The sequence below is a fragment of the Streptomyces sp. IBSNAI002 genome (assembly GCF_052244475.1).
Lineage (GTDB): Bacteria > Actinomycetota > Actinomycetes > Streptomycetales > Streptomycetaceae > Streptomyces.
Genome location: NZ_JBQPXG010000002.1, coordinates 8,150,671 through 8,171,876 on the forward strand (window position 1 = coordinate 8,150,671; position 21,206 = coordinate 8,171,876).

Consider the following 21,206-nt stretch of genomic DNA (forward strand, 5'->3'; position numbering starts at 1 on the left):
CGGTCAGCCTTCTCCCTCGTCGGCGAGCTGGGCCAGCACGTTGCGCAGCACCTGCTCGTCGCCGGGGGAAAGGGTGGTGACGAAGCTGGCCAGCACCGCCTCGCGGTCGGCTTCCCCGTCCAGGACCTTGCGCATGCGCAGCGCGGCCAGTCCCGCCTCGTCGGCGACCGGCACCCATTCGAAGGACCGGCCCGCACGCTCGCGGACGACCGCGCCTTTGGCATGGAGGCGGGTCAGGATCGTCATCACGGTCGTGTAGGCCAGGTCCCCGGGGAGGCGCTCCTGGACCCACGCGGCGTTCACGGGCCGCGGCGCCCGGCCGAGCACGGCAAGGACCTGGGATTCGAGCTCACCCTGACCGCGTCGGCGGGAATCCCGGTCGCCCGTGCTGTGCGAGGCGTTCATGTCCCGTTGCCTCCCGGCTGTGTGCTGCGCGCACCTCGTTGCGGCGCGGTTCATCGTACTGATCCTCGCAGGGTGCCTGGCTGGAACGGTCGGGGGTGGCCGTGTAGAGGCGTTGGTGGGCGTTGACGCCGGCGAGGCGGTAGGTGCCGTCGGTCTGGTGGGGGAGGAGGTGTTCCCGGCCGTCGGTGGGCAGCAGCCGGCCGTGCAGGGCGCGGTAGGCGTCGTACGTGAGGGGCGTGCGGTCCGTGATGCCGCGGCGGTGCGCGCCGGTGCGCAGCGCGGTGCGGTAGCCGGGCACGACGGTGGCGGTGAGGAATTCGGCGACGCTGCCGGAGCCGTAGCTGAAGAGGCCGATGGTCTCGCCGTCGAGGGGGGCGTCCGAGTCGAGGAGCGAGGCGAGAGCGAGGTGGACGGAGGCGGTGTAGCTGTTTCCGATGGCTTCGTTGTAGCCGGTCGTCGCCCCGATCGCCTCGATGACGGCCTGGCTGGTCGGGGTGGTGCCGACGGTCTTGAGGAGATGGTGGTGGGCTTTGTGGGCCATGCGCGTGAAGGGCTGGTGGTAGCAGAGGGCCCGGAGTTTCTCGAAGGGCAGCCCGCCGCGGGCCCGGTAGTCGTGCCAGGTGGCGGTGAGGGCTTCGAGGTAGGTGTCGACGGACTTCTTGCCGTCGACGAGGGGGGTGGAGCGGTAGGTGGGGCGCCAGAAGTCCATGACGTCGCGGGTGTAGAGGCCGGATGGGGTGTTGAGGACGGCGATGGCGGGACGGGCCGCGATGAGGAGGGCGGCCGCGGCGGCCCCTTGGGTGGCCTCCCCGGGGCTGTCGAGGTCGTAGCGGGCGATGTCGGAGGCCAGGACCAGGACCTGCTGGTCCGGGTCGGTGAGGACCAGCGCGCGGGCGAGCTGGAGGGCGGCGGTGGCGCCGTAGCACGCCTGTTTGAGCTCGACGACGCGGACGTTGCGGTGCAGGCCGAGAAGCCGGTGGACGTAGACACCCGCGGCCTTCGACTGGTCGATGCCGCTCTCCGTGGCGAAGAGCAGAGTACGGATCCCGTCCGTGCCGTGGCGGCCGATGACCGGGGCGGCGGCGTTCGCGGCCAGGGTGACGATGTCCTCGTCGGCGGCGGGGATGCTCATGGAGGTCTGGCCGATGCCGTGGCGGTACTTGGCGGGGTTGGCCCCGGTGTGGCGGGCCAGCTCGTCGTGGGTCAGGACCAGGCTGGTGGTGGCGAAGTTCAGGTCGTGGATACCCACGGGCGGGTCAGTGCTCATGCCGGTCTCCAGAGGCCCGTTCGATGCGGGTGTGCGTACGCATCAGCTCGCCGGGGTTGGTCTGGGCGGCCATGAGGGACAGTTCCCCGCACAGGACGGTCGCGGCGGTGATGGCGGCGAGGCGCCGGGCGTTCTGCCCGGTGGGTCGCTCGTCTCGGCAGCCGAGCCGCGTCAGGGCTGCTTCGACCGCGGGCAGGTGCTTGCCGTTGCCGACGGTGCCCACGACGAGGTTGGGCAGGGTGCAGGAGAAGTAGAGGTCACCGCCGCGGTCGGTGGCGTAGGTGATGCCCTGGGAGCCTTCGACGATGTTCGCGGCGTCCTGGCCGGTGGCGAGGTAGACGGCGAGGAGCATGTTGGCGTAGTGCGCGTTGGCTGACCGGACCCCGCCGGCGAGGAGGGTGCCCACCAGGTTCTTGTGGACGTTCAGGCGGGCGATCCTGGCGGCGGTCGTGCGCAGCCGCCCGGCGACGAGGCTCCGGGGGACGAGGATTTCGGCGGTGGCGTTCTTGCCGCGGCCCAGGATCCCGTTGATCGCGGTGGCCTTCTTGTCGGTGCAGTAGTTCCCGGAGACGGATCCGTAGGCGAGGCCGGGGACGTGCTGGAGCAGGTGGGCCAGCAGGAGGTCAGCGGCCAGGGTGGCCATGTTGTGTCCCGCGGCGTCGCCGGTCGCGAACTCGAAGCGGACGAACAGCAGGGGTCCGGTGATCTCGTGCCGGATGCCCAGGAGTTCGGCGAACCGGCTGGACCGTCTGGTCAGCCGGCGCAGCTCTTCGGTGCGGTCATGGATCGCGCGGGCGGCGGCGTACGCGGTCTCGGCGTCAGGGGCCTCGAGGAGGACCGAGCGGGTCATCCGCTCGTCGACGAGAGTGACCTTGATGCCGTCGGCGACGAGGCGGGAGAGCCCGGCCCCGCGGGCGACCGAGGGCCACAGCGGCGTTTCGTAGGTGGCCAGCGGTACGTGGATCTCACCGGACGCGGCGTTCCCGCTGATCCGGATCGGGCCGACCCAGCGTGTGGGGATGGGGGTGGGCCGGTCCGCGGGGACGGCTGTCCGGTCGGGCAGGGGAGCGGGACGAACGGTCACGGTGTCCTCCTCGCGCCGGGCCCCGCGGCGGTGGGCAGCGCGGTGCGGGGGCGTGGTCCGATGGGATGTGTCCAGCCCGGGGACGGCTGTGGTGGCGCCGTGCGCAGGTCGAGGGGGCAGATGCCCGCGTCGGTCCACGCGCGGTGGAGGGCGCCCGGGTCGGCTGATGGCGGGAGCACGGCGATGCCGCAGTCTCCACCGCCGGCCCCGGAGGGCTTCCCCGCACCTCCGAGGACGTGCGCGGCGTGACAGAGGGTGGTGAGGGCGGGTGTGAAGATCCCCGCGGACGTCTGCCGGTCGAGGCCGGCCAGGAGTCTGCGGGCGGCATCGATCGTGCGCACCGGCACGGTGTCGGCGCCGTGGCGCAGAGCGTGGGCGAGCGCATCGGCGATCAGGGCGCTGCGGGTACGGAACCGCCGGTGGGCCGTGCTGTCCCACCACTCGGTGTCCTGGAGCCGGCGGACCTTGGCCGTGGTGGAGGCGGGGGAGCCCGTCCATCCCACGTGCAGGGCGCCGGCGGGCGCCGGGACGGGTGTCAGGGACAGGCCGGGCCATTCGGCGAACAGGGCGGCGGTGACCCCGTGCCGTGCTCTCATCCGGTGCAGTGCCGCGCGCTCGGGTGCGCAGTAGCGGATCCAGCCGCCCCATGTGCTGGCGGCGACGTCCGCCCCGGAGGCGTGGGGATCGGCCGCGGCGGTGGCCAGCAGCGCCAGGCGCAGCCGGACCTCGGGGGTGAGGCGCAGCCGGAAGAAGCCGCCCAGCGCCTGGACGGTGGCGACGGTGACGGCACCGCTGGAGCCCAGTCCGATCTTGACGCCCTGGTCGTGCAGGGCGGAGTGCACGGACAGGCGCACGGGAAGCGGGGGCGCGCCGAGTGCGGCCCGGAGTGCGTCGACGGCGGAGACCGCCGCGAGGAGGTGGAGGAGGCCTCGGGGGCGGGACGTGCGGGTGGGGTCGGGGAGTTGTCCGTCGGTGTCCCGGTGCAGCAGAAGGGGCGCAGTGGCGAGGGTGGTGACCACTTCGATGTCGGCGTGCCGGGCCGGGGCGGCCGTGACGGTGACGTAACGGTCGACGGCCGCGACGATCGCCGGCTGACCGGGGGTCAGGACGGCGTACTCGCCGGCGACGAGGAGTTTGCCGGGTGCCCGGCAGGTGACCGGCCGGGCCATCACACGCCGCCTGCGACGAGGATCGCACCGGGGCCGGGGCGGGCGATGGCCGTCGGACTCCCCGACACCGCGGCGAGCTCGGCCGCGATCCGCGGGGCTTCGACCGCGGGGCACAGGACCTTGACGTTGGGGCCCGCGTCCATCGTCGCCCACACCGGCTCCCCGTTCGCGCGCATGGTGCGGACGTGCGCGAGGAGGTGGTGCGAGGCCGGCGTCAGGTATCTGACAGGGGGGAGGGCGGTTTCCATCGTTGCGTGCATGCCGAGCGCGTTGCGTTCGGCGATGGCTCCGACCCGTTCCAGGTCGCCGGCTCTGAGGGCGCTGCGCATGGACGGGAGGGCTTCGCGCGTGGAGCGCAGCCAGCTGCCGTACAGGGGCGAGGTGGCGACGGTGCGGTGCATCGCCTCGCGGCTGGAGACGGCCTTGGGGGTGGTCTGGAGGAGCACCGCGATCATTGCGGGCTGCAGGCCGGGGTGGACGTCGTCGAGGGGTTCGGCGTAGGAGGCGTGGTCGCGGTCCTGTGCGCCGGGGGCGGCGGCGTGCCAGTGGACGAAGCCGCCGAAGACCGAGCGGCAGGCGGATCCCGAGCCGCGGCGGGCCAGGCGGGACAGGCCCGCCGGGTCGAGGCCGGCTTCGTAGGCGGTGGCCGCGGCCACCGCGAGCGCGGCGAACCCCGCCGCGGAAGAGGCCAGTCCTGCTCCGACCGGCACGGTGTTGCCGGTCTCCACCAGGGCCCGTTCCGTGCGGCCGGTACGGATACGGAGCCGGTCGAGGAAGGCGGTGATCCTCCGCAAGGGCTCGCCCGCGGCCGGTGAGCCGTCGATGCGGACGCAGTCCTGTGCCTGCCCGGGTGCGAGACGGACCGTCGTGGTGGTGGGGAACACGTCGAGGGTCATGGACAAGCTGTCCGCCAGGGGCAGGATCAGCTCCTCGTCGAGCTTCCCCCAGTACTTGACCAGGGCGATGTTGGGATGGGCGACCGCGGTCGCGGCAAGGGAGCGCGAGGTCACCGGGGTTCACCCGCCTTCGACGCGGGCGGTCCAGGTGCGGACCGCTCCGTGCCGGGCGAGGTGGGCGGCCAGGGCGTCGGCGGAGGCGGCGGTCCCGGCCAGGGCGATGACGCATCCGCCGAGCCCGCCTCCGGTGAGCTTGGCACCCAGGGCCCCGTGGTCCAAGGCCGCCTCCACCAGGGCGTCGAGGTCCGCGGTGCTGAGCCTCAGGTCGGACAGCAGCTGGTGGGTGTCGGTCATGCAGAAGCCGACGATGTCCAGATGCCCCTCGGCCAGGGCGCGCAGCGCCCTGCGGGTGAGCGCCGACGACTCGAAGAGGAACCTGGTCCGTGCCTCGGGGCGGGCGTCGAAACACGCGCGGAGCATCGCGACGGCCTGATGGGTGCTGCCCGATGTGCCGGAGTCGGCGACGACCACCCATGCTTCCCGTGCGACCGGTGGCGAACTGGAAACGCCTGCCTGGAGGAGCACGGGCCGGATGCTGCCGGTGGTCAGCGCGTCGATACCGGACGCGTGTCCGTGCGCCGCCGTTTCGGCGAGTTGCACGTAGTCGAACACCTCCCGGTCGCGCAGGTCCAGCCGCAGCAGTCCGGCCAGCGCGTAGGTCAGGGCGCGGGCGTACGCGGCGCTGGCGCCGAGGCCCCGGCCCGGCGGGATGGCGGTGGCCAGTTCCAGGTCCACGCCCTGCGGGCGCTTGGCATCGGCGCGTTGGAGTACGGCGTCGACCAGCAGGGACATCCCGGGTGGCGGCTTGCCGGAGTCGAGAAGGACGCCCTGCGCGGGCGGGGGCGGAGTCCCCAGGACGCGCATGCTGTGGAGTCCCCGGGCGCCGTCGCGGGCGGCGGTGACAGTGGCTCGGCAGGTCAGCGCGGTCAGGGGCAGGGCGAGCGCGGGCGCACCGTACACAGCGGCGTGTTCGCCCAGCAGGATCGCCTTGGCATGGGCCGTCCCCGTGGCCGAAAGGGTCCTCGCGGCCCGGGACCTGCGCCTGGTCAGGAGTCCTTGGAGGACTCCCGAAATGGGCCCGGTCATGACAGCGGAACCCGGGTCAGCACGTGGGGGAGCCACGGTCTGGCGGAGAGTGCCGCCGGGAGGGGGAGTTCCCGCGAGGGAGCGGCGGGCACGACGCGCAGGAAGATGTCACACGTGATTTCGACGCAGGTGCGCAGGCTCGACAGGCTCTCGGCAGCCTTCGGCGGCGGGCAGGCAGTCATGGTGCAGAGCCCCTTTCGGCGAGCGCGGCGCAGTCGGCGACGGTGACGCCTTCGGCGTTGAGGAGGTCCTCGTCGACGGGCCGGCCGAGCAGGTGCTCCAGCTTCTGGGCGAGTTCGGTGATCTGCAGTGAGTCCAGGCCCAGGTCCTCCAGCAGCCGGTCACCGGGCTGGACCTCCCCGGCGGGGCGCTCCGCGAGGGCGGCGACCAGCTGCCGGACACCGGTCGGGATGTCTGTCTCCGTATGCATCGGATCCTCCAGTCAGGGGGTGATGACGACCTGGGCGGCGTAGGTGAGGCCGGCACCGAAACCGAAGAGGAGCACCGGATCGCCGCTGTGGATCTGCCCGTGCCGGCGCAGCGCGTGGAAGCCCAGCGGCACGGACGCGGCGCACGTGTTCCCGGCCGACGTCACGTCCCGGGCGGTGACCATGCCGGGGGCTCCGATGGCCTGGGCGAGGATGTCGATGATCCTCAGGTTCGCCTGGTGCGGTACGAACGCCTTCAGCTGCTGCGGAGTGATGCCCGCTCGCTCGCAGGCGCCCTGGACGGCCGGCATCAGGGCACTGGTGGTCCAGCGGTACACCTTCCGTCCGGCCATCTCCATGTGCCCGGTCTCGGGCCGGATGTTGATCAGCCCGGCCCGCCGGCCGTCGCTTCCCCACGCGACCGGGAAGATCCCGGGCCGCTCGGAGGGGGAGACGAGGGCGGCGGCCGCGCCGTCGGCGAAGATCGGCCCGGTGTTGCGGTCCCGGGCCGAGACCCAGTCGCTCATCCGCTCCGAGGCGACGACCAGGACGTTGCGCGCGGTGCCGGCCCGTACGAGGGCGTCACCGACGGCCAGCGCATGGCTGAACCCGGAGCAGGCGGCGTTCACGTCGAACCCGGCAGCGGCCGGACAGCCGAGCAAGGCCGCCACCGACGCCGCCCCGTTGGGCATCGGCGAAGGCATCGAGCACGTGGCCAGGATGATCACGTCGACGTCGCCGGGGCCGGCGCCCGCGTCGGCGAGGGCCTTGTTCCCGGCCTCCACCGCCATCGCCACCACGCTCTCCCCGCCGGTGGCGTGGCGCCGCTCGTGGATTCCGACGCGCTGCTCGATCCACTGCGCGTCCACCCCCGCCGCGTCCGCGGCCAACGCATTGGGGACGACGGTCACCGGCCGGTACGCACCGAGTCCGGCGATCCGGGAACCGGGCCGGGGGAACGGGCCGTTGGCCGCGATCGTGACCACGTCCGCGAAGCTCTCTTGATGTACGTTCAACGTGCGCTCCAGTGTCCAGCGACAGCGCCAGGCAAAGACCGATGGGTGAGGCGGGGGAGAGGCCCGGGCCGTAGCCCGGACCCCGCCCGCCCAAGGCAGGAGCAAGGCCTCGCTGCGCCCGCCGAAGGCCGGCGGTACCGCAGGGGGAGGCCCCGTCAGCCCATCCTCACCCTCAGCGGGCGGGGTGTCTGCGCCTGCGACGGCGGGATGCGTGAACGCGTTGAATCGCCGGACCGGCTCAGCCACCGGACCGCAGCCCGGTCAGGGCGGACGGCCCGTTTCGTCCACCGTCCCCCCAGTGCGCGCGACCGCGCGACCGAGCCGAAGCGGCGGCTGCGCTGCCCGTGCGCCGGTGCACCCACGGGCAGATGCCCGAGGCTTCCGGGCGGGCTCGGGGTGCACGGACGGGCTCGAACCTCTCCGCCGAAGATTCCCGCTGCTTATCCGCCTCGCGGGACGGGAGGACCTTCTCGAATTCGTGCGGGAACGCATTGCTCGAATTCGTCCGATGGTCGGTCCGAATGGTGACAGTTCCGCGCCGGAGGTGAGTCTTTGGTCCCGTTCGCACGTACGGACCAGCGGAGACCGGAGTCAGACCGTACGGCCGGAAAAGGACCAAAGTCCCTGGACGTCCCTTTGCCGTCAGTTGACCATTCATCTACGCGGCACGTGCCGCGTTCAGCGCGAACGAGGAGCCCCTCCCTTCATGCAGATCCTCCACGCATCCGCGACCACCCCGAATATCCTCGCCGCCTCCGACAGTTCCGTCGGATCGGCCGTCGAAGACGCCATCAGCGGAGTATTCGACCCCCTCACCGATTTCATATCCGGCCTGATATTCGCCGAAGTCACCGTCTTCGGAGTCACCTTCCCCTGGATCGTCGCCTGGCTGGTCATCGCCGGCGCGGTGTTCTCCGTGTACTTCGGAGCCGTCCAGCTGCGCGGATTCCGCCACGCCGTCTCGCTCGTGCGGGCGAGCAGCCGCAGGAAGGGAGCCGCCGGGGAACCGGGAGAGGTCACGCCGTTCCGCGCGCTCACGGCGGCCGTCTCCGGGACCGTCGGGCTCGGCAACATCGCGGGCGTCGCCGTCGCCGTGACGATCGGAGGCCCCGGCGCCACGTTCTGGATGGTCCTGTGCGGCCTGCTCGGCATGGCCATCAAGTTCACCGAGTGCACCCTGGGCGTGAAGTACCGCGAGGTGGACGAGGACGGCACCGTCCGCGGCGGCCCCCTCCAGTACCTGCGGCGCGGCCTCGCCGACCGCGGCATGGCCTGGCTGGGCCGGCTCCTCGCGCCCGTCTTCGCCGTGATCATCGTGATCTTCGCGGTGCTCGGCGGCAACATGTTCCAGATCAACCAGAGCCTCGCCCAGCTGCGGACGGTGACCGGCGGCGACACCGGATGGCTCGGCGGCCCCGGCGCCGGGCTGGTCTTCGGGCTGGTGGCCTCCGTACTGATCGCGGCGGTCCTGCTCGGCGGGATGCGGACCATCGGCGCCGTCACCGCCCGGCTGGTGCCGGCGATGGCCGCCGTCTACATCGGGGCCTGTCTCGTCGTCATCACCGCCAACATCGGCTCCGTGCCCAGAGCCCTGGCCTCGGTCGTGGAGGGCGCCTTCCAGCCGTCCGGCGTGGCGGGCGGCTTCGTCGGCGTGATGGTCGTCGGGTTCCAGCGCGCGGCGTTCTCGAACGAAGCCGGCCTGGGCTCGGCCCCCATGGCCCACGCCGCGGTGCGCACCCGCCATCCGGTGACCGAGGGGTTCGTGGCGATGCTCGGCCCCTTCATCGACACCGTCATCGTCTGCACGGTCACCGCGCTCACCATCATCATCGCCCGGCCCCAGAGCTGGCTGGACGCCCGCGAGGCGGTCGCGAACGGCGAGGCCGCGCCGGGCGGGGTCGCCCTCACCTCCGACGCCTTCGCCACCGTCATGCCGTGGTTCCCGTACGTCCTGACCGTCGCCGTCGTCCTCTTCGCCTTCTCGACGATCATCACCTGGACCTACTACGGCGAGCAGGGCTGGGCCGACCTCTTCGGCCGCAGCCGGACCAGCCTGGCCCTCTACAAACTCCTCGTGTCCGCCTGCGCCGTGGCCGGCGCGCTGCTCACCCTGGGAGCGGTCCTGGACCTGGCCGACGCGCTCGTCTTCGTCCTGGCCCTGTTCAACGTCATCGGCCTGTACCTGATGGCACCGATCGTGAAGCGGGAGCTCGCCTCGTACCGGGCCCACCTGCGCGGTCGCGCCGCGCGGGAAGCCGACGGGGCCGGGGGCCGTACGCCGGCCACCACCGGCAACCGCGACAAGGGCGACAAGGGTGGCCGGGGCTGAACCGCGCCGCGTCAGGAGGTGCGACCACGGCGCCGTGGCCTCACGATTCGTGGCTGACAGATCATCCGGGAGCTGCTTATGATGCCGGTGATGAACAACTTCCCCTTCTTCGGATTGGGGGAATCGTCCGTGCAAGGTGAGTGCTGATGGCACTTCACTTCGCGGAACCGATTCCCGCCCGCCTCCTGATGTGGCAGCGCGTACGCGAGTACGCCGTGCCACCGTCCATGATCGAAAACGCGACCGCGCGCCGCGCGGCCGGCGACTGGGCCGGTGCCTGCGCCGCAGCCCGCATCGACGTCGATTTCGATCTGCGCGCCGTGCGCGACAGCCACGGCACCCTCCTCGCCACCCGCCTCCGGGCCGATCTGCGCCGACTGGCGCCGGATCTGCTGCGCTGGAACATCCCCCGGATCGCCCCCGACGGGCGGCTCCGGCCCGGTCTCACCCTTTCCCTGGCCCGCTACGGCGACCTGGGCCCCTCAGCCCCGCAGCTCGTCGTGCGGACCCCGCCCGCCTGGGCGGACGCAGGCCAGCGGATGTCCCTGGCGCTCTGGGAGGATTCGCGCGACGGCGCACCGGAGCACCACCCGCACCCGCACCCCGACCGGCGGTTCCGTCTCGACCTGCACCGCCACCTCTGGGACGCCACGCGCAGCGCCGAGCTGGCACAGCGGTGCGGCGCGGACACACCGCACCGGCCCGCCGGCCGTGATCCCGCGTGGCCGCCGGACCACTGGGCCCACGAGGCGGAACTGCTCCTGCGGGCCGAAGGCCGCCCTCGCGGGGCCCTCGCCGTACGGCTCGGCGCGCGCAACCACTCCGTGCTCGAACTCGTCGCCCCCGACGACAGCCACGCCCCCGTCCTCCGGCCGGTACGGGAGGTGCCGGCGCCGCAGTGGATCGCGGAGCTCCCGGTGCTTCCCGAGGCCGCTGTCCGGAAGCTTCCGGACCTGGAACTGCTGCGGGCCGGACTGCTCCGTGCCGAACGGCTGCACCCGCTGGTGGCGGCAGCGCTGTGCCCGCCCGGCGTCACAGGCTCCGTTTCGGGTCCGGTGGTGGACCCGGGCCCCGGAAGGCCGCCGGACCACGCGGCCCCCGGGCCAACGGACCCGCACCGGGTCGAATGCCTGGGGGAGGTCCACCGGATCGCGCTGCGCGACGGGACCCTGGCCGCGGTCGACCACGAACCGGCCCAACTGGCCCGTGAGGAACTTCTCATGGCGCTCGGAGGGCCCGGCCTGCCCTGCCTCAGGGCGATCGACACGGTGCACCGCAGCCCCGAAGCGCTGCCCGCCGTCCGAGAGCGGCTCGGCCACGGCGACGTGACCGGAGCCCTGGCCGTGGTCGAAGGGCTGCTCGGTCCTGGCGCCGTCCTGCGCGAAGGGCCCCTACGGGACGCGTTGGAAGCCGCCGTGACCGGCCGCCTCGACCACGGGCTCTTCCGCTCGGGGCTGGTACCGGTGCACCCCGCCGCGGCAGCGACGGGCAGCCCGGGCCACCGGCCACGGCCCGATCACCGGCTGCCGCTGGAGTTGCGCCGCAAACAAGGCAGCCGCACCAGGCCCCGGACCGGCCAGTACAGCTGAAGGCCCGCAGCGCCCCCGCCCGCGGGCCCGGTCTGCCGCACGGCCACGTCCGACCGCCCCGTACCCGAACCACACCGGCAACCGACCGGACCGGACGTCAGCCCCGGCAACCGCGCGCGCCTTCCACAGGCGTCGTGCGCCGCTCGACGACGTCGACATCCAGGACGGCCCCCGTCCCCGAACACCCAGGTGATACCCATGACTTCAAGCACCCTCCTGCCTACGCCCGTGACCGTGCCCGTACCTCTGCCGCCCCCGGCCGACCGCGCACAGCTCGCCCTCGCCGACAGCCTCCTGACCCTCCTGCGGACCACCACGACCGAACCGCGCCCCGACGAGCAGCTGGAGGCACTCACCCTGGCCGTCGCCGCCGACCTGCCCGTACTGCTCTGGGGCGAGCCCGGCATCGGCAAGACGGCTGCCCTGACCCAGCTCGCCGCCTCCCTCGATCTGCCGCTGACGACCGTGATCGCCAGCGTCCACGAACCGACCGACTTCTCCGGGCTGCCCATCGTCGGCGAGGACCCGGCGGCCAACGGCGTGCCCATGGCTCCGCCGCAATGGGCCGTGGAGCTGGCGCGCACCGGGCGGGGGCTGCTCTTCCTCGACGAACTGTCCACCGCCACCCCTGCCGTCCAGGCCGCACTGCTACGGGTCGTCCTGGAACGGAGGGTCGGCGCGCTGCAACTGCCACCCGGCGTACGGATCGTGGCCGCGGCCAATCCGCGTGCGTCGGCCGCGGACGGCTGGGAGCTGAGCCCGCCGCTGGCGAACCGGTTCGTCCACCTGTACTGGGTGCACGACAGGGAGGTGGTCGTACGCGGCCTCGGCGGGGTCTGGCCGCGTGCGGAGCTGCCCCGGCTCGACCCGGCGGGACTGCCGGATGCGGTGGCGTTCGCCCGGCAGGCGGTCTGCGGCTTCCTGAACGCCCGCCCGAACCTGATCCACCGGCTGCCGACCACCGAGACGCGCCGCGGCGGCGCCTGGCCCTCGCCCCGCAGCTGGGAGGCCGCGATGACCCTGCTGGCCTTCGGCACGGCGGCTTCCGTCTCCCGGGACGTGCTGGCACTGCTGGTCCGCGGTGCGGTCGGGGACGGGCCCGGCCTCGAACTGCTCGCCCACATCGACCGCATGGAACTGCCCGACCCGGACGTGCTGCTCGCCGACCCGGCCGCTGCCGAACTGCCCGCGCGCGGCGACCTGCGCCAGGCAACGCTGGAAGCGGTGGTCGCCGCCGTCGGGGCGCGCCCGGAGCGGGAGCGCTGGGAGGCGGGCTGGGCGGTGCTGGTCAGGGCACTGGAGACCGGTGCACCGGATCTGCTGGTCGCCCCCGCGAAGGCGCTGGCCGCGCTGCGCCGCGACGGCTGGGAGGTCCCGGAGACGGTGGAGCGCCTCGCCGCCGTGGTCGGCCTCGCCCGACGGGCGGAGGACTCGGTGGCCCGTACCGCGGCGGCCGCCGGCGCCAAGGGCCCGGCGGGTGGGCACCGATGAGCCGGCCCGTGAAGCAGCCGGGGCCGCGCCCGCTGCCGCGCCCCATGTCCCCGCCCCCGCCCCCGCGGCCGGTGCGAGCCGAAGTTCCCGGGGCACCGCCGGGCCCCGTGGTCCCGCTGGACATGGACAAGTTGCTGGCGGCGCGGCTGTACGCGGTCGCCGTACGGCCGTACCTCGCCGGCGCGCTCTTCGCGCTCCACGTGGTGGAGGACCGGTCCGTGCCGACCATGGCGGTGGACGCCTACTGGCGCTGCTACGTCTCCCCGTCCTTCGTGGCGCGCACCCCCCTGGAAGAGCTGGCGGGCGTCTGGGTGCACGAGGTGTCCCACCTGCTGCGAGACCACCACGAACGCAGCGCGCGGTACGCCCGGCAGCACGGGGAGCAAGGGCCGGGACAACGGCTGCGGCAGAACGTCGCCGCCGACTTCGAGATCAACGACGACATCTACGGCGATGGCCTGCCGAAGCCGGCGGGCGCGGTGCTCCCGGCGATGCTGGGCCTGCCCGACGGGCTGCTCATGGAGGAGTACCTGCGGCGGTTCTCGATGGCGGGCCGCACACCACGGCTGGCCTGGCTGGACTGCGGCAGCGGCGCCGACGGGCATGAGCGGCCCTGGGAGCTGGGGCCCGAGGGAGCGCACGGCCTGAGCCGGCAGCAGCGCGACGCGGTGCGCTTCCGGGTGGCCGAGGCGATCACCGGCCGGCCCGGGGACGCCCCGGAGGCGTGGCGGCGTTGGGCGGACGAGGCGTTCCACCCTCCGCAGCCGTGGCGGCAGTTGCTCGGCGCGGCGCTTCGGGCGGCCGTGGGTGCGCCGGGGCCGGGAGAGGACCACAGCTACCGGCGCCCGTCCCGCCGCTCCGCCGGCGTCCCCGGCGTCGTGCTGCCGAGCCTGCGCCGGACGCCGCCCCGGGTCTGCGTCGTGATCGACACCTCCGGGTCGGTGAGCGACGCCGAGCTGGGCGGCGCGCTGCTGGAGGTGGCGGCGATCTCACGGGCGGTGGGCGGGCGGCGCGACCTGGTCTCGGTGATCTCCTGCGACGCGGCGGCGGGCGTCGCCCTCCCGCTCTGCCGGGCCGAGAGCCTCGAACTGATCGGCGGCGGGGGTACGGACCTGCGGTCCGGCTTCGCCCGTGCGCTCCGCTCGCGTCCCCGCCCGGACGTGATCGTCGCCCTGACGGACGGACAGACGCCCTGGCCCTCCGCGCAGCCGTCCTGCCGCACGGTCGTCGGGCTCTTCCCCCGCCCTCCCCGCACCGTCAACGAGGAGGATCCGGACTACGTACCCGACGGCCCGCCCGTGTGGGCCCGCGTCGTCCACATCGGCTGACCGGGCGGCCCGCCGGCGCAGCCCGGTCCGTCAGCCGCCGGCACTCAGCGCAGTTGCTCGGCCAGTCCGACGATGATGCCTTCCGGGCCGCGGACGTAGCACAGCAGGTAGCTGTCCTCGAACCGGGCGATCTCGCCGACGAGTTCGGAGCCGTGAGGGCGCAGGCGGGCGACGGTGTCCTCAAGGTCGTCGACGGCGAACATGACGCGGTGCGTGCCCAGGACGTTGTGCGGCCGGTTGCGCGGTTCGCCGCTGATCGCCGCGGGGCTGCGGTACCGCGCCAGTTCGAGCCGGCTGTGACCGTCCGGGGTACGGACCATCGCGATGTCACAGTGGACGCCGTCGAGTCCGGTGCACTGGTCGGCGACGAGTCCCTCGACCTCCGCCCTGCCTTCCAGTTCCATGCCGAGTTCCACGAAGAACGCGATGGCGGCCTCCATGTCCTCGACGACGATGCCGACGTTGTCCATCCGCTGAACCGCCATGCCGGTCTTCCTTCCTGCTGCTCGTGCCGCCGTCGCCACCACCCCAGCAGAACCGCGAGCCGGCCGCCACCGCCGAACGATGCCCGAGGGTCTCAGCAGGCGAGCTGGCAGGATGACGTGGTGTCCGACTCTCTCCGTGAACCGTGGCTGCGCGGCATCGCCTTCAACGTGGCGGCGCCCGCCGACGTACTGATACGCCTCCTGGACGAAGCGGCCGGTGGGGCCGGCCGGGCCGGTTTGCTGATGTGCGAGGGCCGGGACCTGCCCGACGCCGTCGTCGACGCGGCCGTTCACCACCCGGCCGAGCCGGTCCGCCGCGCCCTCGCCCGCAACCGGCACGTGGACCCCGCGCGGCTCGCTCCCTTGGCATCGGACCCCTCGGGACTCGTCCGTGCGCATCTCGCCCACGGCCCCCGGCCCCAGCCCCGGCAGCTCCGGTCCCTGCCGCACGACATCCTCGTCACCTTCCTGACCGCCCAGGACGGAGGCGAGGACGGCAGGGTCACCGAGCACGACATCCTCGGGGACCTCTGGTCCTCCCGGCAGGTCCCCGTCTCCTTCCCGCAGGACATGGCCGGCCACGACCACCCCGCACTCCGTCTGTACGCCGCCTTCCAGTGGCAGTCGCTCACCGCCGCCCAGCACGCCGCCCTGCTCGACGACCCCGACCCCGCCGTACGGGAGGCAGCCAGGCAGGGCAGCCGGCAACTGGACCCGGAGGCGGTGGAGGCCGGGCTGCCGCCCATCGGTTCACGCTACGCGGTGTCCGTGCTCAGCAGCTGTGCCCTGTCACCCGCGGTCGTCGAGCGGTGCTTCGCGGACGACCAGGTGTATCCGCTGGCCTGGAACCGCCATACCCCGGCCGAGGCCCTGACCCGGCTGGCCCGCCACCCCGACGCCGAGATCCGCAGGCTGATCGCCACCCGGCCGGACCTGGGCCCGGCGGCGGCGGAGCTGAGGGAGGATCCGGACGAAGACATCCGGATGCGCGCCCGTCTCCAGCCCTCCGTCCGTACCTGGACCGAATGCGAGAAGATCCGCACGATCGTCGACCACGGCCCCGACTGCACCTGCCCGATCACGGAGCCGGCCACCGAGCCGTCGCCCGACTGGTACGCCACCTGCGCGGTGTCCGGGGAACCGGTGCTCCGCCGGGCCGCGGCGAGCTGGCGGGGCCTGCCCGCGGAGCTCGTCGGGAAACTGGCTCGGGACGATGACGAGGAGGTACGGATCCGGCTGGCCTGCCACCACCCGCTGGCTCCGCCGCACCTCCTCGTGGACGTCTTCGTGACCCGCCCGGCCCACCGCCCGCACCTGCTGACCCTCTCCACGTTCCCCCGCACCGGCTGGACGCACCTCATCGGCCACCCGGACCCCGAGGTACGCGCACTGGCCGCAGCCGACCCCGCCCTGCCCGGACCCCCGCTGGAAGACCCCGACGACGCAGTGCGCCGGGCAGCCGCCGCCAACCCGATCCTGACACCGGAGACCCTGGAGACCCTCCTGACCGACCTGCGCACCGCGGAGGGAGCCGCGGCCAACCCGTCGCTCCCCGTCCCCCGCATGCACGCACTCCTCGACCACTGCCTGACGCATCCAAAATGACTCGCCGGTCAACCGCTCGGCGCATGGCTTGGTCCTCATGATCAGCTTTGGACTGTCCGACGGCGCGGGGCGACCGGTTGCCCTGCACGAGGTGAACGACGAGAACTGGCGCGCTGTCGCGGACATCGCTCCGCTGGACGACCAGCGCCGGTACGTGCCCGCGTTGGCGGCCCGCTACCTGCTTCTGTCGTCGAGGGAGGGCGTCTGGCACTCGCTGGCGGTCTGCGCCGCTGACACGGTGGTGGGCCACATCATGTGGGGCCGCGACGACGACGGCTCGTACTGGCTCGGTGGCATGCTGATCGACGGCACCCAGCAGGGCACGGGAGTCGGCTCACCGCCTGCAACCCCCAGTCCTCCGATGCGGGAAAGCCCTCGGCAACCGGCACCCCGGCCGCACCTGCCCCCGCGCCGTCCCGTCCGGCGTCCGCCGCGAAGACCGCGACTCTGCCCCACTTCGTCGGCAAGGGCCTGCAGGCCGCTCAGGACGAGGCGCAGGCCGCGGGGTTCGCGGTCCTCAAGTCCCACGACGCGCTCGGCCGCGACCGTCTCCAGGCCGTGGACCGGAACTGGAAGGTGTGCTCGCAGCAGCCCGCCGCCGCGGCGAACGTCGACACCTCCACCACCATCGACTTCGGGGCCGTCAAGCTGGAGGAGGCCTGTCCCGCCGGCGACGCCCCCGCCCCGAAGCCCGTGGGCAGCACCATGGCGGACTTCGGGGGGCAGGGAATGAAAGCGGTCCGCGGAGCGCTGCCGGCCAACACCGGCATCACGGTGAAGGACGCCCTTCACAGCCGCATGGTGTTGCAGGAGTCGAACTGGAAGGTGTGCAGCCAGGACCCGAAGCCCGGGACGGCGCTCACCGGTCAGCCGGTCGCGTTCACCGTGGCCAAGACCGAGGAAGCCTGCCCCTAGGGCCTGTCGTCAAACTCCCGTCGTCGCCCGGAGGGCGGCCCTGCGGCGAGAGCGCGTGCCAGGCGTCGCGGGGCAGACGGGAGTTTGACGACAGGCACCAGGCACGTACAGCCCGTGGGGGCCTGCGGTGGTGACCGGCAGAGCGGCGGGACGTGCGGGCACATCCCGGCTGTAGGAAGATGTGACGCAGGCGTACCGCCGCACCCGCAGGGGCCCGGCCCCGTCCCACGGCGCTGCGACTCCGGCCACCGCGGAGGTGCCAGAGATGAACGACCGGCCCATCGCGGATTACGCCCTGCTCTCGGACTGCCACACCGCGGCACTCGTCAGCCGTCATGGATCGGTCGACTGGCTGTGCATGCCGCACTTCGACTCCGGTTCCCTCTTCGGCCGGATCCTCGGCCCGCAGGCCGGCCACTGGCTCGTCCGGCCCGCCGGCCCCTCCACCCAGAGCAGGCGCTACCTCGAACGCACGATGGTCCTCGAGACGACGTTCCGCACGCCCACCGGATCGGTCACCCTGACCGACGCCCTCGCCTCCGGAGGCAGCGAGAGCGGACACGACCTGGGCCTGCGCGCACCCCACCTCCTCCTCAGAGTGGCGCACTGCACCGAGGGCCGGGTCACCCTCGACGTGGAATTCGCCCCACGACCGGAATACGGGCTGATCAGACCCCGCCTGACGGCGGTCGAAGGAGGACTGCTCTGCCACGGAGGCCCCGACACCCTCGGTCTGTGCTCCCCGTACCCACTGGAGATCACGGACCTGGCCCGATGCTCCCCGGAACTGCACGCAGGCCAGCACGCGGGCTTCGCCCTCCAGTACGTACCCGCCGGAGGGGACCCGACCATGTGGTCCCAGCAGGAGATCCTCGGTCACCTGCGGGACACCGTCGAGGCCTGGCGCGCCTGGTCGGGAGAGCACCAGACGTACGAGGGCCCGTGGGCGGACCTGGTGGGCCACAGCGGACGAGTCCTGCAGTCACTCACCTTCCAGCCGACCGGCGCCATCGTGGCCGCACCGACGACCTCCCTCCCCGAGGAGATCGGAGGAGTCCGCAACTGGGACTACCGCTACGCCTGGGTGCGCGACGCCGCGTTCACCCTGGACGCCCTGTGGGTCGCCGCCTGCCCCTACGAGGCAGAGCAGTTCTTCCGCTGGATGGCACAGGCCGCCGCCGGTGACCCGGACCACCACGACGACCTCCAGATCATGTTCGGCATCCGCGGTGAACGCGACCTGAGCGAACGCGAACTGCCGCACCTCCCCGGCTGGCGCGACAGCCGCCCCGTCCGGACCGGCAACGGCGCCTGGTCCCAGCGCCAGCTCGACGTGTACGGCGAACTGCTCGCCGCCTTCCACAAGCTGCGCGACCACCTGCAGGACGCCGATGAGCAGACCAGGGCCTTCCTGACCGGCCTCGCCGACACGGCCGCCGTCCGCTGGCGCGAGAAGGACCAGGGCATCTGGGAGGTCCGCGGCGAACCGCAGCACTTCCTGTACTCCAAGCTCATGTGCTGGGTGGCCCTGGACCGCGCCCTGGACCTGGCCGAGGTGCTGGGCGCTGAGGAGCGGACCCCGCTCTGGCGGCAGACCAGGGACGAGATCCGCGCGGCCATCGAACAGGACGGGTGGAGCGAATCGGCGGGCGCGTACACGCAGGCGTTCGGCTCGGACGTCCTCGACGCGTCGGCCCTCATGATGGCGATCGTCGGGTTCGAAGCCGCCGGCTCCCCGCGGATGCGAGCCACCATCGACGCGGTCAGCACCCGCCTCACCGGGCCGGACGGGATGGTGTACCGCTACCTCGCGGCCGACGACGGCGTGGCCGGAGGCGAAGGAACCTTCCTGCTGTGCACGTGCTGGCTGGCCCAGGCCCTCGCACTGGCAGGCGACACCGACGCGGCCCGCATCGTCTTCGAACGCGTGGCGGGCTGCATGAACGACGTGGGGCTTCTCGCCGAGGAAGTCGAACCGACGACCGGCGAACTCCTCGGCAACTTTCCCCAGGCCTTCAGCCACATCGGCCTCGTCAACGCGGCCTGGGCCATCCACCAGGCGGAGTCCCGGCCGGGCGACGGACACTCGGCCGGTGGGCGAGGCGACGACGCGTCGTGACCGGTGCGAGGCGCGCCGTGGAGAACGTAAATGCCTCGACAGCGCACGTCGGCACCCGGCAGAGTGGCCGTCCGTGACGAGCAGTGAACTGTGGACCCGCGCGACCGCCGACCGCTACGACACCGAGGAGACCGAAGCGTCCTCGGCCGCCGTTCTCGGACCGGCTCTATCCTTCCTCGCCGAGCTCGCCGGAGACGGCCGGGCGCTGGAGTTCGCCATCGGAACCGGACGAGTGGGAGTCCCGCTCCGAGAACGCGGCGTGCCGGTGGTGGGCGTCGAACTGTCCGAGCACATGGCAGCGGTGCTGCGTCGCAAGACCGACGAGGACACGCTCCCGGTGTTCATCGGGGACATGGCCACCACCGCCGTTCCCGGCCGGTTCACCCTGGTCTACCTCGTCTACAACACGATCACGAACCTGCTCACTCAGGACGAGCAGGTCGAGTGCTTCCGCAACGCCGCCCGGCATCTGGAGCCCGGTGGCCGGTTCGTCGTCGAGCTGGGCGTGCCGCCGCTGCGGTTCCTGCCGCCCGGCCAGGTCGCGGTGCCGTTCGATGTCTCCGAGGCGCATCTCGGCTTCGACACCTTCGACCTGGTCGAGCAGATCCTCGTCTCGCACCACTTCGTACGCGACGGCGACGACGGCCGCTACCGACGGGACAACTCCCGGCACCGGTACGCCTGGCCGGCAGAGCTCGACCTGATGGCACGGATCGCCGGGCTCGAGCTGGAACACCGCTTCGCGGACTGGGACAAGGCTCCCTTCACCCAGGACTCCTCGAAGCACGTCTCCGTGTGGCGCAGGCCGGCCTGAGGCCGGCCACCGGCCGTCGATCGGCTCAGGTGAGGAGTTGCGCGAGCACGGCCATCTCGGCGGGCGGGTCGATCACCGGCTGGATGAGGAGTTCGTCGACGCCGGCCCGTTCCAGGATGGAGATACGGGCGAGGAGGTCGTCGCGGGTGCCGACCAGGGCCAGCATGTTCATCAGCGAGGGCAGAACCAGGTCCCGGTCCTGCGGGGCGATGCGTCCCAGGTAGCCGGGGTACAGCTTGGTGTGCCGGTCCGGCGCGGTGGCGGTGGTGCCTCGCCGTTCGAGGAGCCGACGCACCGCCTCGCGTTCCTCGGGGCGGAGCTGTCCGACGGCGGCGGGCGTGTCCGCGGCGGTGTCGGCGGCGAAGGCCAGCAGCGACAGGACGAGGTGGCCCGTCGCGTCCCGGGCCGCTTCGCCGTGGGGGTCCTGGCCCTCGTCGAGCACGTGGAGCGAGGTGACCACGTAGGAGTCCGTGTGGGAGCCGGAGGCGCGGGGCGTGCCCTGCGCGGCGTGGTGCCGGGCGGCGTGCAGGGCGTGCCAGGCGGTGGGGTCCAGCAGGCCGAAGGAGATGAGGCCGGTGCCGCGGCGGCCGGCGACGGCGGCGGCCTTCGGCCCGAGCAGCGCGGCCACGGCGAACTCGATCGGGTCGGCGGTGTTCACGTGCGCTCCGGCGTGCAGGAACCGGATGTCGCGGACCCGGTCACCTTCGCGGTATTCGGTCGAGCGTCCGGCGCACAGGTCCTGCAGTGCGCCGGTGAACTCCTCCAGCCTGGCCGCCGAGGTCGGGCGCATGCCCAGGGTGCGCCGGGCGGTGTTCCCGGTGCCGACTCCGCAGACGATCCGGCCCGGTGCCAGGGCGTTGAGGCTGGCGAGCCCGCTCGCGGCGGCCGGGGCCGAGCGCAGCGCCGGTGAGGTCACGCCGATGCCGAGCCTGATGCGGCTGGTCGCCTTCGCGCACAGGCTCAAGGCGACGAAGGGGTCGCCGTGGACCATGGGGGTGTCGTTGACCCAGAAGCTGTGCAAGCCCAACCCCTCGGCCTGCACGGCGAGTTCCTCCACACCGGGCTGCGCGGCGACGACGACGCCTGCACGCATCAGAACCTCCGGGGGACGAGGACCGGA

18 protein-coding genes and 1 pseudogene are annotated in these 21,206 nt (G+C 72.9%); 9 read left to right on the forward strand and 10 right to left on the reverse strand.

All coding sequences use genetic code 11. The annotated features are described in order from the left end of the window. Positions 1-3: 3 nt before the first annotated feature. From ACTVZO_RS37800 to ACTVZO_RS37835, 8 genes are all read right to left on the reverse strand, one after another. Positions 4-405 carry a BlaI/MecI/CopY family transcriptional regulator gene (locus tag ACTVZO_RS37800; RefSeq protein ID WP_443302669.1) on the reverse strand — a complete coding sequence of 134 codons (402 nt, stop codon included), beginning with the start codon at positions 403-405 and terminating at the stop codon, positions 4-6. Next, the gene (locus ACTVZO_RS37805) at positions 350-1,672 is read right to left on the reverse strand and encodes a hydroxymethylglutaryl-CoA synthase (RefSeq protein ID WP_443302670.1); all 1,323 of its coding nucleotides are present in this window, start codon (positions 1,670-1,672) and stop codon (positions 350-352) included. The genes ACTVZO_RS37800 and ACTVZO_RS37805 overlap by 56 nt, the downstream gene beginning before the upstream one ends. Next, positions 1,662-2,756, reverse strand: coding sequence for a hydroxymethylglutaryl-CoA reductase (locus ACTVZO_RS37810; protein WP_443302671.1), 1,095 nt, complete (start codon positions 2,754-2,756; stop codon positions 1,662-1,664). The genes ACTVZO_RS37805 and ACTVZO_RS37810 overlap by 11 nt, the downstream gene beginning before the upstream one ends. Then, positions 2,753-3,925: a phosphomevalonate kinase gene (locus tag ACTVZO_RS37815; RefSeq protein ID WP_443302672.1), complete on the reverse strand. Its 1,173-nt coding sequence runs from the start codon at positions 3,923-3,925 to the stop codon at positions 2,753-2,755. Before ACTVZO_RS37815 ends, ACTVZO_RS37810 begins: the two co-directional genes overlap by 4 nt. Beyond that, the gene (gene mvaD / locus ACTVZO_RS37820; protein ID WP_443302673.1) at positions 3,925-4,935 is read right to left on the reverse strand and encodes a diphosphomevalonate decarboxylase; all 1,011 of its coding nucleotides are present in this window, start codon (positions 4,933-4,935) and stop codon (positions 3,925-3,927) included. The genes ACTVZO_RS37815 and mvaD overlap by 1 nt, the downstream gene beginning before the upstream one ends. A 6-nt stretch (positions 4,936-4,941) precedes the next feature. Beyond that, complete coding sequence (gene mvk / locus ACTVZO_RS37825) at positions 4,942-5,967, reverse strand: mevalonate kinase (protein ID WP_443302674.1); 1,026 nt, start codon at positions 5,965-5,967, stop codon at positions 4,942-4,944. A gap of 178 nt (positions 5,968-6,145) precedes the next feature. Further along, positions 6,146-6,397 (reverse strand): acyl carrier protein, encoded by a 252-nt coding sequence (locus ACTVZO_RS37830; protein WP_443302675.1) that lies wholly within the window; start codon positions 6,395-6,397, stop codon positions 6,146-6,148. Between the two features lie 12 nt (positions 6,398-6,409). Further along, on the reverse strand, positions 6,410-7,411 hold the full coding sequence (locus tag ACTVZO_RS37835) for a beta-ketoacyl-ACP synthase 3 (RefSeq protein ID WP_443302676.1): 1,002 nt from the start codon (positions 7,409-7,411) through the stop codon (positions 6,410-6,412). Between the two features lie 706 nt (positions 7,412-8,117). Between ACTVZO_RS37835 and ACTVZO_RS37840 the strand changes: the two genes are divergently transcribed. The 4 genes from ACTVZO_RS37840 to ACTVZO_RS37855 all read left to right on the forward strand — a co-directional run bounded on the left by ACTVZO_RS37840 (position 8,118) and on the right by ACTVZO_RS37855 (position 14,148). Next, positions 8,118-9,740 (forward strand): alanine/glycine:cation symporter family protein, encoded by a 1,623-nt coding sequence (locus ACTVZO_RS37840; protein WP_443302677.1) that lies wholly within the window; start codon positions 8,118-8,120, stop codon positions 9,738-9,740. Positions 9,741-9,886: 146 nt separating this feature from the next. Then, positions 9,887-11,329 carry a hypothetical protein gene (locus ACTVZO_RS37845; protein ID WP_443302678.1) on the forward strand — a complete coding sequence of 481 codons (1,443 nt, stop codon included), beginning with the start codon at positions 9,887-9,889 and terminating at the stop codon, positions 11,327-11,329. 198 nt (positions 11,330-11,527) lie between these two features. Further along, positions 11,528-12,820 (forward strand): AAA family ATPase, encoded by a 1,293-nt coding sequence (locus ACTVZO_RS37850; protein WP_443302679.1) that lies wholly within the window; start codon positions 11,528-11,530, stop codon positions 12,818-12,820. Between the two features lie 122 nt (positions 12,821-12,942). Next, complete coding sequence (locus ACTVZO_RS37855; RefSeq protein ID WP_443302680.1) at positions 12,943-14,148, forward strand: vWA domain-containing protein; 1,206 nt, start codon at positions 12,943-12,945, stop codon at positions 14,146-14,148. Positions 14,149-14,192: 44 nt separating this feature from the next. On the opposite strand, the gene ACTVZO_RS37860 is transcribed toward ACTVZO_RS37855, so the two are convergent. Then, positions 14,193-14,633, reverse strand: a complete 441-nt coding sequence (locus tag ACTVZO_RS37860) for a VOC family protein (RefSeq protein ID WP_443302681.1) — start codon at positions 14,631-14,633, stop codon at positions 14,193-14,195. Positions 14,634-14,753: 120 nt separating this feature from the next. On the opposite strand from ACTVZO_RS37860, the gene ACTVZO_RS37865 reads away from it, so the two are divergent. From ACTVZO_RS37865 to ACTVZO_RS37885, 5 genes and pseudogenes are all read left to right on the forward strand, one after another. After that, positions 14,754-16,238 carry a hypothetical protein gene (locus tag ACTVZO_RS37865; RefSeq protein WP_443302683.1) on the forward strand — a complete coding sequence of 495 codons (1,485 nt, stop codon included), beginning with the start codon at positions 14,754-14,756 and terminating at the stop codon, positions 16,236-16,238. Positions 16,239-16,275: 37 nt separating this feature from the next. Then, positions 16,276-16,572: pseudogene (locus ACTVZO_RS37870) on the forward strand (GNAT family N-acetyltransferase); the annotation flags it as partial. Continuing rightward, positions 16,494-17,153, forward strand: coding sequence for a hypothetical protein (locus tag ACTVZO_RS37875; protein WP_443302684.1), 660 nt, complete (start codon positions 16,494-16,496; stop codon positions 17,151-17,153). The pseudogene ACTVZO_RS37870 and the gene ACTVZO_RS37875, both read left to right, overlap by 79 nt. Positions 17,154-17,418: 265 nt before the next feature. After that, complete coding sequence (locus tag ACTVZO_RS37880) at positions 17,419-19,272, forward strand: glycoside hydrolase family 15 protein (RefSeq protein ID WP_443302685.1); 1,854 nt, start codon at positions 17,419-17,421, stop codon at positions 19,270-19,272. Between the two features lie 73 nt (positions 19,273-19,345). Then, entirely contained in the window at positions 19,346-20,086 is a 741-nt protein-coding gene (locus tag ACTVZO_RS37885) for a class I SAM-dependent DNA methyltransferase (protein ID WP_443302686.1), read from the forward strand. A 25-nt stretch (positions 20,087-20,111) separates the two neighbouring features. Here the strand turns inward: ACTVZO_RS37885 and ACTVZO_RS37890 are convergent, their stop codons facing one another. Beyond that, complete coding sequence (locus tag ACTVZO_RS37890) at positions 20,112-21,179, reverse strand: LLM class flavin-dependent oxidoreductase (RefSeq protein ID WP_443302687.1); 1,068 nt, start codon at positions 21,177-21,179, stop codon at positions 20,112-20,114. Positions 21,180-21,206: the final 27 nt, after the last annotated feature.

Coding starts and splice junctions, on each gene's coding strand:
- mvk (WP_443302674.1), bottom strand. CDS start 5,967: ATGACCGGGCCCATTTCGGGAGTCCTCCAAGGACTCCTGACCAGGCGC.
- ACTVZO_RS37860 (WP_443302681.1), bottom strand. CDS start 14,633: ATGGCGGTTCAGCGGATGGACAACGTCGGCATCGTCGTCGAGGACATG.
- ACTVZO_RS37840 (WP_443302677.1), top strand. CDS start 8,118: ATGCAGATCCTCCACGCATCCGCGACCACCCCGAATATCCTCGCCGCC.
- ACTVZO_RS37830 (WP_443302675.1), bottom strand. CDS start 6,397: ATGCATACGGAGACAGACATCCCGACCGGTGTCCGGCAGCTGGTCGCC.
- ACTVZO_RS37845 (WP_443302678.1), top strand. CDS start 9,887: ATGGCACTTCACTTCGCGGAACCGATTCCCGCCCGCCTCCTGATGTGG.
- ACTVZO_RS37890 (WP_443302687.1), bottom strand. CDS start 21,179: ATGCGTGCAGGCGTCGTCGTCGCCGCGCAGCCCGGTGTGGAGGAACTC.
- ACTVZO_RS37855 (WP_443302680.1), top strand. CDS start 12,943: ATGGACAAGTTGCTGGCGGCGCGGCTGTACGCGGTCGCCGTACGGCCG.
- ACTVZO_RS37815 (WP_443302672.1), bottom strand. CDS start 3,925: ATGGCCCGGCCGGTCACCTGCCGGGCACCCGGCAAACTCCTCGTCGCC.
- ACTVZO_RS37800 (WP_443302669.1), bottom strand. CDS start 405: ATGAACGCCTCGCACAGCACGGGCGACCGGGATTCCCGCCGACGCGGT.
- ACTVZO_RS37880 (WP_443302685.1), top strand. CDS start 17,419: ATGAACGACCGGCCCATCGCGGATTACGCCCTGCTCTCGGACTGCCAC.
- ACTVZO_RS37850 (WP_443302679.1), top strand. CDS start 11,528: ATGACTTCAAGCACCCTCCTGCCTACGCCCGTGACCGTGCCCGTACCT.
- ACTVZO_RS37805 (WP_443302670.1), bottom strand. CDS start 1,672: ATGAGCACTGACCCGCCCGTGGGTATCCACGACCTGAACTTCGCCACC.